The organism is Halobacterium sp. CBA1126 (genome assembly GCF_009741975.1).
Classification (GTDB): Archaea; Halobacteriota; Halobacteria; order Halobacteriales; family Halobacteriaceae; genus Halobacterium.
This window is the reverse complement of the sequence record NZ_WPCF01000005.1, coordinates 1-13,488: the sequence shown is the minus strand read 5'-3', so window position 1 is coordinate 13,488 and position 13,488 is coordinate 1. Positions and strand designations below refer to the sequence as shown.

The 13,488-nt window shown below is 60.9% G+C and carries 10 protein-coding genes and 3 pseudogenes; 3 read left to right on the top strand and 10 right to left on the bottom strand.

The features are described from left to right. The first annotated feature begins 37 nt into the window (after positions 1-37). Positions 38-208, top strand: coding sequence for an HVO_0758 family zinc finger protein (locus GJ634_RS16545; RefSeq protein ID WP_331713938.1), 171 nt, complete (start codon positions 38-40; stop codon positions 206-208). A gap of 47 nt (positions 209-255) precedes the next feature. On the opposite strand, the gene GJ634_RS01300 is transcribed toward GJ634_RS16545, so the two are convergent. Both GJ634_RS01300 and GJ634_RS01290 read right to left on the bottom strand, forming a co-directional pair. After that, entirely contained in the window at positions 256-1,017 is a 762-nt protein-coding gene (locus tag GJ634_RS01300) for a TrmB family transcriptional regulator (RefSeq protein WP_157500098.1), read from the bottom strand. Positions 1,018-1,890: 873 nt separating this feature from the next. After that, positions 1,891-2,526, bottom strand: a pseudogene (locus GJ634_RS01290) (IS6 family transposase). Between the two features lie 440 nt (positions 2,527-2,966). Between GJ634_RS01290 and GJ634_RS01285 the strand changes: the two are divergent. Continuing rightward, entirely contained in the window at positions 2,967-3,680 is a 714-nt protein-coding gene (locus GJ634_RS01285; protein ID WP_157500096.1) for a hypothetical protein, read from the top strand. 74 nt (positions 3,681-3,754) lie between these two features. Here the strand turns inward: GJ634_RS01285 and GJ634_RS01280 are convergent, their stop codons facing one another. The 7 genes and pseudogenes from GJ634_RS01280 to GJ634_RS01250 all read right to left on the bottom strand — a co-directional run bounded on the left by GJ634_RS01280 (position 3,755) and on the right by GJ634_RS01250 (position 12,632). After that, the gene (locus tag GJ634_RS01280; RefSeq protein WP_157500094.1) at positions 3,755-4,849 is read right to left on the bottom strand and encodes a tubulin/FtsZ family protein; all 1,095 of its coding nucleotides are present in this window, start codon (positions 4,847-4,849) and stop codon (positions 3,755-3,757) included. Positions 4,850-4,906: 57 nt separating this feature from the next. Then, entirely contained in the window at positions 4,907-5,443 is a 537-nt protein-coding gene (locus GJ634_RS01275) for a hypothetical protein (protein WP_157500092.1), read from the bottom strand. A 323-nt stretch (positions 5,444-5,766) separates the two neighbouring features. Next, a pseudogene (locus GJ634_RS01270) lies at positions 5,767-7,016 on the bottom strand (RNA-guided endonuclease InsQ/TnpB family protein). 536 nt (positions 7,017-7,552) lie between these two features. Beyond that, the gene (locus GJ634_RS01265) at positions 7,553-9,091 is read right to left on the bottom strand and encodes a hypothetical protein (RefSeq protein WP_157500090.1); all 1,539 of its coding nucleotides are present in this window, start codon (positions 9,089-9,091) and stop codon (positions 7,553-7,555) included. 789 nt (positions 9,092-9,880) lie between these two features. Then, complete coding sequence (locus tag GJ634_RS01260) at positions 9,881-10,993, bottom strand: ABC transporter permease (protein WP_157500154.1); 1,113 nt, start codon at positions 10,991-10,993, stop codon at positions 9,881-9,883. Between the two features lie 29 nt (positions 10,994-11,022). Continuing rightward, positions 11,023-11,688 carry an ABC transporter ATP-binding protein gene (locus GJ634_RS01255; protein WP_157500088.1) on the bottom strand — a complete coding sequence of 222 codons (666 nt, stop codon included), beginning with the start codon at positions 11,686-11,688 and terminating at the stop codon, positions 11,023-11,025. Then, positions 11,685-12,632 carry a hypothetical protein gene (locus GJ634_RS01250; RefSeq protein WP_231736896.1) on the bottom strand — a complete coding sequence of 316 codons (948 nt, stop codon included), beginning with the start codon at positions 12,630-12,632 and terminating at the stop codon, positions 11,685-11,687. The genes GJ634_RS01255 and GJ634_RS01250 overlap by 4 nt, the downstream gene beginning before the upstream one ends. Positions 12,633-12,990: 358 nt before the next feature. On the opposite strand from GJ634_RS01250, the pseudogene GJ634_RS01245 reads away from it, so the two are divergent. Next, positions 12,991-13,059 (top strand): annotated as a pseudogene (locus GJ634_RS01245) (IS6 family transposase); the annotation flags it as partial. Here GJ634_RS01245 and GJ634_RS16825 read toward each other — a convergent pair. Then, positions 13,052-13,477, bottom strand: a complete 426-nt coding sequence (locus GJ634_RS16825) for a PGF-CTERM sorting domain-containing protein (protein ID WP_394350860.1) — start codon at positions 13,475-13,477, stop codon at positions 13,052-13,054. The pseudogene GJ634_RS01245 and the gene GJ634_RS16825 overlap by 8 nt on opposite strands. Positions 13,478-13,488: the final 11 nt, after the last annotated feature.

The window sequence follows — 13,488 nt, the reverse complement described above, 5'->3', positions numbered from 1 at the left end:
AGCAGAGTTTTTCTGCCGGGAGCGCGGAGCCGGATGTATGGATTCCGTTCGACGTGCCCTTCGCGAGGGTGCAATTTCGAAAGATGTGTACGAGCGCTTGGAGTGTGCGGACTGCGAGGAACAGTTGGTCACGAAGAACGATCCCGATGAGGTCGGTACGGTTCGGGCCTGCCCGGAGTGCGGGACGGAATGGCGGCAGCTCCCTTGATGGGTCCCGCAGTCAACGCCCGTCAGCCCACGTGTGCGATGGGGACACTACTGGCGCAGCACCGCGCGAAAAGCCACTGCGAGTGGCGGGGCGATTCGTTCACTGGCACTCCAGAAGCATAGCTCCTCGTGGGGGGCCCGTGGCGTTGTGACGCCGACCAGGACTGCGCTGTCATCGACGACCAGAAGCCGGGTGCAGTTGTCCGCAAACGCGGTCGGAGGGTCAATATACTCGACACCGATTGTTTCCGTGGTTAGTTCTGGTTGACGCTCAGCAACTGTAGTATCAGCCGGTGCAAATACTGAGACCGTGCAGTCGTCGACGGCGGTCGCCTTGAGAGCGTCAACCGCGGTGCTCGGAAGAAACGCAGCAGCAGTAACGTAGTACTGAACTCGGCGGTCCGCGGATTCAAGGAGGTCGATTGCCTTCTGGTTGGTGTTTTGCAGTCCTTGCACCCGCCAGATTGAATTCGATTCCTCCTGTCCGGGCCGAGCGTCCGCCTCCCGAATCGCTTCCAGTTGGTTCACCATCTCCGTCGTCTGTCGAGCAATTCGTGACTGTAGCAGTTCACCGGCTGTATCCGGAGCGACAGCCCGGAACTCTTTGGGGTTCGCTGATTGAACGTTTACCAAGCCAAGCTGTGCTAGCTCATCAGCTGCCCCGTACACCTGCGAACGCGGGACGTCAGTAACGGCGGCGATGTCGCTGGCTGTTGCAGTGCCAACCCGCTGTAACCCGAGGAAAGTCTCTGCGGCGTACGTCGATAATCCCAACTCCTTGAGCGTCTCTGTCAGGGCGGTATCGTCCATAACTCCCGCTAAGAACCACACTGCTAAAAATCGTGGCTCATAACTCGCAGCGTGCAATCAGTCGGTGGTCCGGAAGCGCCGATAGCCGGCCCAGCTAACGCAGGCACTAACGAGGACGAGCCCGACGAGTGGACCGGAGAAACCGCCAGCGATACCGTCGACGAGCAGGACCTGTTGTGTTGTCTGACCGCCGGCGGCTGCGAGTTGCGTGGTCATAGCCGACACGCTGTCGATAGTGCGACTGTGCTGGTCCGTTTCGCCGCCGACCGTCTATCACTCTGGAGAGTGATTGCCGTGTTTGGTGGGACATCCGCCGGAGTCATCTGGGAAACGCCCCTAGTTATTATCTACCGGCGAGTGGTAGGATGGATGGGTGATTACTGCGTTCTCCGCTTCGAGAGTTGAAGAACTGCGGAAGTTATCGGATACTTCTCATGCTTCCAAAGAAACCCCGGCTGTCCACGCTACTGCGGACCGCCCACCCTTTTGTGTCATAGACACGTACATCCAACTGTATGTCTCGACCCAAACTGATCGCTGGAATCGCAATCGTTGCTATCGCTGCTATCGCTCTCCGCCGTCGGAGAGAAGACGACGCATAATCCGAGAACTACCATTTTAGAGAAATCGACCTTCTTCCAGCTCTTCGGAAGTCGGCCTGGGCGACAACGGCTAAGGGTAAGGCTAAATTGAACGTGGAGTCCAGTCGCTTTAGGAAAGAACTGACCACACAAGGGACTTTGTTAGTTGGCGTACAAAAGGGGGTGTCTCGAAGAGCTACGCAGATGGAGGGTAGGATGGATATGTCCACGGACGGGACTGCCGAATGCCCCAGTAGCGATGACTGGGGATTGAACGGTGATGCGGTGGTGTTCAGATTAGCTGATTCCATGTGAAGGTGAACGAACTGAGCCAATCATCGGCGGTATCTGCTGCGGCGATACTGCAACAGTTTGAGAACGAGGCTGTTCGTCGTTTTACCGCTCGAAAGATCTGCTCAGTACCATCCCGATCCCCCTGTTTTCCTACTGGAATCGAAGCCCGTATCGCTGACAAGCGTCTTTCAGTGTGGGTACGTCATCAACGAGAAACACGGCATTATCGACGCCGTGTTTCTCTCGGAAATCGGCGAAAACGAGCGAATCACGTTCGTAGCGTTGGTTTCTTATTTGTATGGAGTGATTCGTTCGTTTCGGGAACGACAGCAGCGTACAGCCAGTACTGTTCGTTATTGAGTCGGACCACTGTTTCGTCTACCGCGACGGGGCCCGGGCTCCGTCTAGGCTCGGGGTGTAACTCGGCCTTGCACCCAGTTGTGAACGATGGAGCGTATTCGTTCGCACCAAATATCTAAAGAATAGGGACAGTATTCGAAAGCCAGCGGTCAGCAAGATCGTGTTGAATACGGACCTTCATCAGCAGCTGCGGTATCGTTTCTCGTTCAACAAACTCTAAGTCAATCTGGATGATACTCCCGTTGAGGCGAGTGTTTCGGGCACAGACACGCAGGAAAGGCTCTACCACACCATTCAAACTAGGTAGCGAGGCGGATTCCCCGTCCCACAGTGGGCGGGGAGGAAGCCGACACCCGAGCCCACAAACTACCAACTACTAATTACCTTACTCGTCTATTGACTCCGCACCTGAACACTGCACCCTGTCTCACCACAACAATTAATATGCTGCACTGTCTATTTTCGACTGTCGGTGACTTGGGAGTGGTGTCAGGCTGTCATCCACGCGGAGCCACACCCACCAGTCCCCGACTTGATACAGACTACTACAGCAACAGCTACTGCGCGTGACACGGACGCTTCTCGAACGAGACCCTCTATCTACGTAATTACGAGTCCAACTCTACAGTAGAGGGGCCAAGTGGCTGGTGGCTTACTGATTGCCACCCCGCCGAAAGTACAAGCCCTTTTCTCCCCGGCGGTCCGATTGAACGTATGCATCGTCGTCCATTTCTTACGGTCGCCGTACTCGGCCTGCTGCTGCTCGCCGGTTGCGCCGGCATAGGTAGCTCACCCGCAACAACATCTGATTATCCGGAAACCGTGTCGATTACAGACGAGCGGATCGACCGCCACGCGGCTGCGTTAAACGACACGAGTTTCACCACCGTCCTTGCGATTACACAGGCCGGCGACACTTCCTCTCGCATCGAATATCAGATCGACCCCGCCGCCCAGCGGTATCTCCAGCATTCGATGAACTCGTTCGCCAATACGACGGTCTATACGGCTGGGAATTGGACCCAGCAGCGGTTCCAGTACGGCAACCAAACACGCGTCTCACAGTCTGACCAAGCTGTCAACGTGACATCTGCGCGACGCGGCGTTGAGCCGATCGCCACGTACGTATCGCCAAATGCCACGTTCGAACGCAACGGAACCCACACGTTTGACGGCGATGAGGTGATGGCGTATGAGACCGCGGGCACCGACGCGCTTCGGCAGTCGTTCCGTAACTCGACGGGTGCAAACACCACGGTGACGGACTTTTCGGGGACAGTCGCCGTTGACGATCGTGGCCGGATTCGCCAGTTTACTGGCGAATTCGAGTACACGCAGGGCGACCAGACGATAACCACGACGCTCACCGCGACCGTTAGCCAGCTCAACGACACCGACGTCGAAGAGCCTGGCTGGATATCGAACTAACCCTCAATACTACTGCAGTGTCTGCTGGAGCGGTTGTTTCTGCTCGATACGGAGCTGGCGTTGCCCAAGTTGCGTTACCGATCCGTGGTTCGCAGGGCGTCGATCCGTGGTGCATCTCGGATTCCTGCGAATACCACGAGGACGCTTAGACTATCGCTGTTCGGCAGTGGATTGTCGCCGGTGCGGAGCTGCACTGACCCGATCTCCTCGGCGAGCCAGCTCTGCCCGTCCGAGATCGCTGACTGATGTAGCCATGACGGTGGACCGGCGACGACTAGCAGCCCGCTTGCTGCTCCATCTAGGGGACAGTCGAAAGTTAAGCGTCCCCGCGTCGCCCGCCGAAGCGTCGTCTCGACCGTCTTGATCGCCGCGATTTCGTCGACAGCCCCGTCAGCTGACCCGACGAGGCCACGAATGCGGTCGAGAACTGCTTCTAGCCCGGACTGTTGCTCGCTTTGCAGGCGCTGCTCGGCGTACCCGATTGTCGCTAACCCGCCTTCGTTCAGCGTGGCGATGATCTCGCTGGCATCGACGACGCGCTGACCCACCGTATCAGCGGCTGCAACTTCACCAGCGCTGAAGAGCGCGCCGAGCCGCTCCACAAGCACTTGATTTAGCTCTCCAGCGACAGCTGTGATGTCGTCGTCCGGATCGAGCCACACGTCGTTGTCGAAGACGATCTGTGCGTCCACCGCGCTATCCACTGCTTGGAGCGCCCGTGCCGGGTTCCTCTCGGGAATCTCCTCGTGGGCCGCAGGGAGGACGGTGACTGCATAGATGGGGTGGTCGTACAGCTCCTGAAGTGCACCCGCGAGTTTGGCGGTGACGCCAGCGCCGGTGCCACCGCCAAGTGAGGCGATGAGTACGGTTGCGGCGGCCTCGGCCGTGACGATGTCTTCAGCGGCGCGCCGACTTTCGATGCGGTCGGCCTCGAATGCCGCTGTCGCGCGCTCTGGATCACCGTCCGCTCCGGTCCCACTAGTTTTGGCTTGCCCGAACAGCTGCCGTGCGGCCTCGGGGACCGTATTGAGGTCGGCGAGAGCCGCGCGGTCGGTGTCTAGAACGCATGCACCGTCGAGATACGACACGTCCCGCGACCCGTCATCTTCGAGGAGGGCGTCGACGATGCGTCCGCCCGCACCGCCGACACCGATGGCTGCGACGCGCATATGTGGTGTTTCACGCGAGCGCGTAAACAGTTGACTCCCCGGTGTGACAGACCGCACTTACTGGTCACGAATGGTCGTTATTGTATCCTGCATCGAGGTGAGTTCCTGACTGATAGTTGCAACCGCGTAGAGGACTGGGTGTGTCGTCGGCAGTTCTTCGTAAAAATAACCGGTGAGTTGACGGTTACCGTCGAGGCTGGCCCCTAATGGTTGCACCGTCAAATCGCCGGATTGGCGGCGAACCGCGACGTCTTCGCACTGCGCGTGGAGGTCGTCGATATCCTCGCAAAGATGGCAAAGTTCCGCTGGCGTGCAGTCGTACAACGGCCGTGTTCGGAGAGCGGTCAACTCCTCTGCGACGGTCTGTAGCTCCGCGTTCGCTGTTTCTAATGCGGCCGCTTCCTGTTTGAGCCTCGCGAGCAGCTGTTTGCGTTGCGTCTTCGCCTGCTGTGCTGCCGTCAGTACTTGCTGTTGTAACGAGGGTGGAATCGCTGCCGCCTGTTTGAGTAGCATCACGAACTCGTTGCCGAACTCCGCGGCAACGCTCTCCCAGTATGAATCCCCGTATTCGCTTTCGTAGTGTGGCGTCGCCATTATCGTCTCGACGTACGCATCTCGAATCGGTGTCTCTCTCTGTCGAGACGCGGAATTTCCATGGGACGTAACTGTGTCGTGTGTCGCTACGTTCGGCGAGCCGACCTGCGGGCGAGGGTCACAGTCAATCGCGTCAACACGGGTACAGAACTCGCTGAATGCGGCTGCCTCCGTGCGTAGTAACTGGCATTCCTCGACAACGTGTTGGTGGGCCTCTTGGATACAACAGATCCGCTGGCGTGACTCATACGGCCGGCCATGGAGCGTGATTTGCTTGAGCATCGGCGGTTAGTTCTATCGGCGCTATTTAGACCATTATTGAGCTACCCGCCGCTGAAGCGGTGGGGCCCAGTGTGGACGCCCGTTCTGGCCGAGATTTCGGCAGGTAATGCATACTCACCGTTCACGTTCAGCGCCCCGCTGTTCAAGCGCACGCCTAAGGGTGCGCCTTCGTCGCCCCCAGGTTGCGACGAAGATACCGTGCCCCAATATTTTTCGCAGCGTTGTACTCGGTGTTGTTCTCGTAGCCACACTGTTGACATTCGAACGATTCACTCTCGCGGTTATCCGGGTGCGTGAATCCACACGTCGAACACCGACGCGACGTGTTCTTTGGGTCCACCTGTGCCACCGCGATGCCGTACTCGGCGGCGTTGTATTCGACGTATTCGTGGTGGCGATTGAACGCCCATTTGTGCTCCCACGACGCGCTGGTACGCTCACGAATATCCGTCAAGTCCTCGAAGGCAATCACCGAACAGTCGTGGTCACGGGCTTCAGCCACCAACTCGTTCGCTATCCGGTGTAATGTCAGCTTGAACCGTCCTTCCTCTTTGCGACCAACTGCCTGAACGTTCTCGTGCGCCCAGCGCGTCCCGCACGCTTGGAGGTCGCCACGCTGCTTCTCGTACTCTCTGCGCCAGTGGTCGAACTCGTCACCCGTCCAGAACGTCCCTGTCGAGGTGACGGCAAGGGTGTTCACGCCGAGGTCAACACCAAGCACCGTTCCGTGCGTGGTCGTTGCCTGGTCCGGCGTGTCAGACTCCGCTTCCTTCTTGCAGTAGATGTGAAGTTGCCACTCGCCGTGCTTTCGATGAAGTTCTGCCCCGGTCGTCTCGTACTCGTCGGAGAACAAATAGTCTGCATGGGGCGTGTCGCTGTCTTCGTCTGGTAGCACGTAGTCGGCTTCAACTCGACCGTCCGTAGTGGCGAGAGACACGTAGTCGTCGTAGAATATGGCGGTGCGGTGGTCATAGACGACGTGTGGCGAAGTCATACGCGGTTTCGAGGCTTTCTTGCCTTGTTTCCAGCGTTCAACCACGCTCTTGCAGGCTTTATCGGCCTTGTTACGGGCGTTTTGGACCAACCCTGTGTTTAGCGGCGTCTGCTCGCATACGTCGTTGTAGGTTTCGTCTTGGAGTTGGCCTTTGCTTGTCGTGACGTATTCGCCTTGGAGGGCGTAGTCAACCACGAACTGTGCCGCGAACAGAAATTCGTTAACGGTGTCGCAGAGAAGTGCGTCGTCGTCACTCTCCACGTCAAGCGTGACGGGGACAGTCCGGCGCACTTCCATAGATTAGCTGTGGTGCTGGTGGGCTATCAGTATTGGGGGGAGTCATAGTGACTACGTCCGGTGGTTTGTGGAACGGAGCTTACGGATTCATCCCACGGCTAAAGCTTGGGGGTTCTCCTGCAATTCTCTACGGGAGAGGAAGTGTCGCCGGCCGAATTCGGATGGGAGTCCACGCAACTGTGATACCGCGGGCACACCCAGTCGAGGGATTATGACCGGCGACAACCTTGCGTTGAGTGGTGGATGTTAGTAAGTGTTTGGGTGAGCGAGGCTGTGAGATGGATGTGTGGGTGGCTACCTATGTCCCGCGTCGAGATCTTCGCCGACGCACCAGCTACCGACACGTGACGCTTAGCCCCTCAACCCACCGGACTTCTCTCACAAATGTAACGTATGGCTGAATGGTATTAAAACGGGGGAATATCGGCCGGGGCGCACCCGTGGTTTGCTCCCCAGTTGTCGGCTTCATCCCACCCCTGAAGAGGGGGCTTTCGCTTCGCTACCGCTGTAACCCAGAGTGGCGGCGAGAGCGTTAGTTAGCCGCGGCGTTGTCGAAAGGCTGCGCCACCGATGCCAGCTGCAGTGAGCACCCCGATGGCGAGCGCATGCCGACTGATAAACGAGAGCAGACCGCCTAACAGCGAAGACTGGTTCGAGCTGCTTGGTTCGAGCGGATCACTGGATTCGACTGCCCCTAGAGTGGTCTCGCTCATCGTATCTATGCCACGGTCGGCAGACTGTTCGGTGGGACGAGTCAGTGGGTCAGCGGGTTCAGATTGGGACAGCGCGAGCCGCCGGGTGTGTTCGGTGCCCGTCACGTCGAGCACACGGACGCGGACCGCGGCGGGATAGCTCCCGGCGTCGAGGCGCTCTCTGAAGGTGAGGTTTTCAGTGACGCCACCGCTGTAGACGGAGTTAATATCGATCGTCTCGCCGTCCGGGGTGAGTGTTTCAATCCGGACACGAGTGATCTGGCCCTCAGAGACCGTGCCAGCGGCCTGGACCGTGCGGTCGTCGACTGAACCGGACAGCGAGCGGTTGAACTGGATTTGGGGTGTGACGAGCTCCGTGTAGTTGACCGAGAGTTCTCGGGTTGTCGTCCGGCCGGCCTGGTCGGTCGCAATAAGCGTGATGTTGCGCGTCCCATCGAAGACGTCGACCGTCGGGGTGATGACTTTGCTGATTGCCTGTTTGGTCGGCTGGCGCTCGGTGTAGAGATACTGCTGGCCCGACCCGTTAGCTGGGCCGATGCGGAGGCCGACCGATGCCAGCCCGACGCGGTCAGTCGCCTCTGCGTCGATGCGGACGGCCGAACGCGTCGCGACAGGATACTGTTTAAGCACGCTGATATTCGGGGGGTCCGTGTCCTCAACACGGAGCGTGGTCTCGTATTCGCGAACGTGGCCGAACTCGTCGCGGAGCTCGATAGTGAGGCTGTTCACGCCGCTTCCGACGTCGGGTTGTGTCGGGCCGAGGCGGAGCGTGCGGGAGATCGTCTGATTGGGCTCCGTGATCTCGATTCGAGTGTCCGTGTCCCGGGGTTCGGTGCCGTACTGATAGCGGTACTCGTGTTCGATGATAACCTGCTCGACGTTCGACTGGTCGTGGATGCGCCCTCGGAGCTCGACGGTTGATTTGTTCAGCGTGTACGTGTCATTAAGCTGCTCGTAGGTCCCATTCGGCCCGACGAACCCGGCTGAAATCGGGGATTCGAACGTCATCAGTGGTGCCCCCGAATCCTCAGTCACTGTCGCGGCATACGTGGTCGTTCTATCGGCCGTGCGGACGACGATGGCGAGGTCGTGGGTACCGGCATCGAGGTCGAGCGTCGTCGTCTCGGCGAACGTGGTCGAATTGGGGACGTACGAACGGCGGGTTTCGCCGTCGACACGGACGGAGATAATCTCGATCGGTTCGTCAGCGGTGATAGTCAGGGTCAGCGCCGGGTCATTCGTCGTCGTGATCGTCTCGCCGGCAGGGAGGACTGTCCCCCCGACCGTGACTGAGATGTTCGGGCTGGCTGTCTGCTGGCTGTAGTTGTGTGTGTCGTCGGTGGCGGGTTCAGCGACGGCCATCGGCTCCGAGCTGGCCGCGCTGACGGCGGGGACGGCGACGGCAGCGACGCAGAGCAGACTGACGAAGAGCACGCCGAAGCGACGCGGACCGTTCATTAGCGGTGTCGTTGGGAATACTGCATCTTGAAACTATGTTTTGTTGGTGACGGCCCTAGGCACGCAGCAATCACCACAGAGCTAGCCGTGAGAGTACCGCTCGCCAGTGGCGGCAGTCCGCAGGCTGCCAATACATCGATGCGACCAGCGACAGCATCGGCTTCGTCGGCGACGTCGCGAAGCGTGTCGCTGCCGAGTATGCGAAGCGGGTGGTCGCTGGCCGGACGGAGCGGAAAACGTCGAGTTGTCTGCGAGACGCACTCGGACGCACCGTCGGGTCTGGCCAGCGACAGCCGTGGCCTCAGTCAGCAGACACCGGTTCGAAGGGCCACGGCGAACCCGGCGCGTAGCGATGGGTGGTCGCCCGCAGCGTGGGGGCACACCAGGCGGCGCCTGCTGGGGATGGAGGGCGAACACCCATCAGCCTGGTGACGGGAGCCACCGCCAACCCGGAGGCCGCGTGAGTGCGACAGGCTAGTCGGAGTGCACACGGTCCGTCATCGGGGTGGCGGGGCAACAGACCGTAGCGGCGCTCGCGTCCTAAGTGTTTGGGTTCGACGGTTCCGTCAGGCAGGCGCTAGCCCGAGAGTAGCAGATGAACGCGGTATCGTCGCCGAAACGACCCCAGGTTCGATGGTGTCGCCTTCGGCGTGCAAACCCATCGTGGGGCCGACGTGGCGTACGGCCGCGAAATCATCCACGCAGGGCGTCAACGGGGGATTCGTTTGCGGCCTTCCACGCGGGGTACAGCCCGCTCAGGACGCTCGCGCCGACCGCAAACGCAAACCCGTAGACGAGATAGCGGGCGCTGGGCCAGGCCAGCACACCCGTCGGGTCGCCGGTGAGCGCGCCAAACATGAGAAAGCCGATCGCGAATGAGGCAAGCGCCCCGACGAACCCACCAAGCGTCCCGAGGAACGCTGCCTCCGTGAGAATCATGCGCAGCACCTCGCCGCGACGGATGCCGACCGCCCGCAGCACTCCGATCTCCCCGCGGCGCTCGATGGTACTCATCAGCATCACGTTCAGGATGGCGACGCTGGCAACGACCAGCGAGATCGACCCGATGCCGAGCAGCGCCAGCTCGAGCGTGTTCATGAATCCGCTGATGCCGCTCTGGATGTCGGCGCTGGTGAAGATGCTCAGTTGAACGTCCTCGGTGCGGCCGTAGCTGTTGAACGCGGCGTCGATCCGGTCGGCGATTGCCGCCGTGTCGTCGCCGTCTGCGGTGATGATAGTCACCGAATCGTAGTGGTCTTGCTCCGAAAGCGCTGATAGCGGCAACACTAGCTCCCCACCGCCGCTCGGCCCGAAGCTGTTCTCGGACTCGAGTAAGCCCCGGATGCGGTAGAGTTGGCCGTCGTACTCGACCGGGTCGCCGAGCTCAAGCCCGAGCTCCTGGGCCGTCGAATTCGAGAGTAATGCTCCCGACTGCAGTCGCGATGGTGCCTCACCGGCCGAGACGGTGTAGAGCTCGTTGGCTTCGGTGACGCCGGTAACGCTGACGCGGACGTCTTCACCGCGCGCGGAGACGTCCGTACTGTTGGTTTTCTGTTCGACGACGGCTGCGTCCGTGACGAGCGCCTCGATCTCCTCGAGTTGTTCCTGTGTGACGCCGTCGTCGGGGTTGTCTTCGCCGGGCGTAATCGTCACCTCGTTGGCGATGCTGCCGAGCTGTGCGGTTGCCTGCTGGTTGATTGCGACGCCGGCCATGCCGAGCGACGCGATCGACATCACGCCGATGACGATGCCGAGCGCCGCCAGCGCCGTGCGGACGCGGTTGCGGCCGAGGTTCCGCCACGCCATCAACACGCTAGGGAATCGGGCGAGGATGCTCACGAGCGCACCACCCCGTCGACGAGGCGGACGACGCGGTCGGAGAACTGTTCGAGCTGTTGGTCGTGGGTGATTGAGACGACGGCGATGTTCTCCTCGTCTTTGAGCCGCTGCATCTCCTCGAGGATCGTGCCGCCAGTCGCCTGGTCGAGATTCCCGGTTGGCTCGTCTGCCAGCAGGATATCGGGTTTGTTGATGAGTGCGCGAGCGATGGCGACGCGCTGTTGCTGGCCGCCCGACAGCTGTTTGGGGGTGTGTTGGAGGCGGTCACCGAGGCCGACCCGCTCCAGCAGGTCGATGGCGCGGTCGTGGCGGTCGACCGTGGTGTCCCACATCGACGGGAGTTCGACGTTCTCGACGGCCGTAAGCATCGGTAAGAGGTGAAATGACTGGAAGACGAAGCCGAGCTTGGAGCGGCGTTCTTCGGTGCGTTCGTCCTCCGTGAGGTCGGTCACGTTCCGGCCGTCGAGAGAGACGGTCCCCTCGGTAGGGGAGTCGAGCAGGCCGATCATGTTGAGCATGGTGCTCTTGCCGGAGCCGGAGGGGCCGACGATCGTCACCATCTCGCCGCGGTCGGAGTGGAAATCCACGCCTTTTAGCGCTTCGACGGTTTCGGCACCGCTCTCGTAGCGTTTCACCACGTCGTCGAGTTCGATGATGCTCATGAGCGACGCCAGCGGTAGGCAACGATTCCAACGCCGACGAGGACGAGGACCCCGACTGCGAGCGCGGTCACCGGGAGGCCGCCGAATGGCGAGCCGCCGGACTGTGGGCGGGGGTCGCGGTCGACAGGTACGCCCGCATTCGTGTCACTTACGTCGACGGTGACGGTTTCGGAGAACTGCTCGCCGTCGGCCGAGTAGTTGACCTGAACCGGGATGGTTTCGACGGGGCTGTCGGCGGTGACGGTGAGGTCGAAGGTGGCGAACTCGCTGGTTTCGACGGTGCCGACGAAGTAGCCGCCGTTCGCGGAGAGACCGTCGGCCGTGGCGACGTCGATGAGCACGGCGTCGGCGTCGGCGCCGCCGAGGTTCGACGCATCACCGCTGATCGTGTACGTCGTTCCTCGCGCGGTAGTTTCGATGGCGGTCAGCGCCATGTCGGCAGCCCGCTGGGGGTTGTACTGGAGCGTCGTCGTCGTGGTTCGCGTGCGGTATTCGTCCGTGAGCGTGTACTGGGCGCGGACGGTGAGTTCGCCTGCGGGGATGGTGTCACCGTCGAAGGTGACGGTCTGGGACTGGCTGCCGGCGACGTTCGAGACGGGGGCGCGGTCGACGGTTTCACCCTGTGAGCGAAGCTGAATTTCGCCGGATTCCACGGGGACAGTGCCGTACTGCGTGAGCGTCGCGGCGACGCCCGTCGAGCCGTTCACGGACTGGGCGCGCGCGGAGAGGTCGACGTCCGTCGAGCGGTCGTCGACGGTGAGATAGACGGCTTTCTGGACGACGAAGACGCTGCCGTCGGGATTGGTGCCACGCGCGGAGACGGTGATGCGGCGCTCGCCGGGCGTGTCGAAGGTATGAGCGAGCGGGACGTCGACCGAATCTCCGGCGCCGAGCCGGCCGAGGTTGTCCGCGGTGTTGAGGACGCCGCCGCTCCGAATGCTCACCTCGGTGAGTTTCGCGTTCCCGGTCGCCGTCTCGGAGTTCGTAATCGTGGGCGTGAGGATAGTTCGGGAGTCGGTCGTGGGGTTGGCTGGCTCGACGTCGATTTCGCCGATGGTGACGGAGCAGTCTCATCCGCCGTTTGGGCGGCGACGGGTGCGGTGGTCACCAGCGAGAGCACGACGAACACAGCCACGATCGTCGCTACAAGGCGGGTGACTACGCTCATTTGGGTCCCGTTGAGTGGAGCGCAACCGGGTGGGTGCTGCAGGTCGTCGACGGTGCGGTGTGGTGGGACATGAGTTGGGCGGTCGTATCTGGCTATATGCGTGGTAACGGGTTAGCTTTTTGCCACCCGAAAGGCACGTCGAAGCGAGTGCCGCTGAAAATTGGTTACAAGCGTTCGCCTTCGCATGGAATCAGCTTATCTAAACACTACCCCGAAAGGAGGGTGTCGTCGAGTAGTCCGGGATCCACGTGGCAGCTCCCGGCGGTTGCTCGCCGCCAGTTCGAGTGATATGTTTACGAGCGTCTCGCTCGCCGTGGACAGGGCGGGGTCGACGTGCGGAACAGTGGACGTCACGAGGTGAGACGGAATGGGCGACACTGGGCGTGTTGGTGCCGAGACAGCGGGACTGTGGAGCTGTCGGTATGCGTGGCGAATACGGCCCAGCGGTCGTGTCGATAGAGCCGTCGCTACAGGGCGTAGCGCGCAAAAGAAAGAAATCGCGTACGTCGTTAGTGACCGCGTTACGGGCGTCAGGTCGTGATTCGTTATGTTCTGGCGGAGTGCCAGCAGGGCGGCGCCGAGCACGGCGATGAGCGCGATGCCCATGCCGAAGCCGGGGATGCCGCTACCGG

Coding starts and splice junctions, on each gene's coding strand:
- GJ634_RS16545 (WP_331713938.1), top strand. CDS start 38: ATGGATTCCGTTCGACGTGCCCTTCGCGAGGGTGCAATTTCGAAAGAT.
- GJ634_RS01300 (WP_157500098.1), bottom strand. CDS start 1,017: ATGGACGATACCGCCCTGACAGAGACGCTCAAGGAGTTGGGATTATCG.
- GJ634_RS01285 (WP_157500096.1), top strand. CDS start 2,967: ATGCATCGTCGTCCATTTCTTACGGTCGCCGTACTCGGCCTGCTGCTG.
- GJ634_RS01280 (WP_157500094.1), bottom strand. CDS start 4,849: ATGCGCGTCGCAGCCATCGGTGTCGGCGGTGCGGGCGGACGCATCGTC.
- GJ634_RS01275 (WP_157500092.1), bottom strand. CDS start 5,443: ATGGCGACGCCACACTACGAAAGCGAATACGGGGATTCATACTGGGAG.
- GJ634_RS01265 (WP_157500090.1), bottom strand. CDS start 9,091: ATGGCCGTCGCTGAACCCGCCACCGACGACACACACAACTACAGCCAG.
- GJ634_RS01260 (WP_157500154.1), bottom strand. CDS start 10,993: ATGGCGTGGCGGAACCTCGGCCGCAACCGCGTCCGCACGGCGCTGGCG.
- GJ634_RS01255 (WP_157500088.1), bottom strand. CDS start 11,688: ATGAGCATCATCGAACTCGACGACGTGGTGAAACGCTACGAGAGCGGT.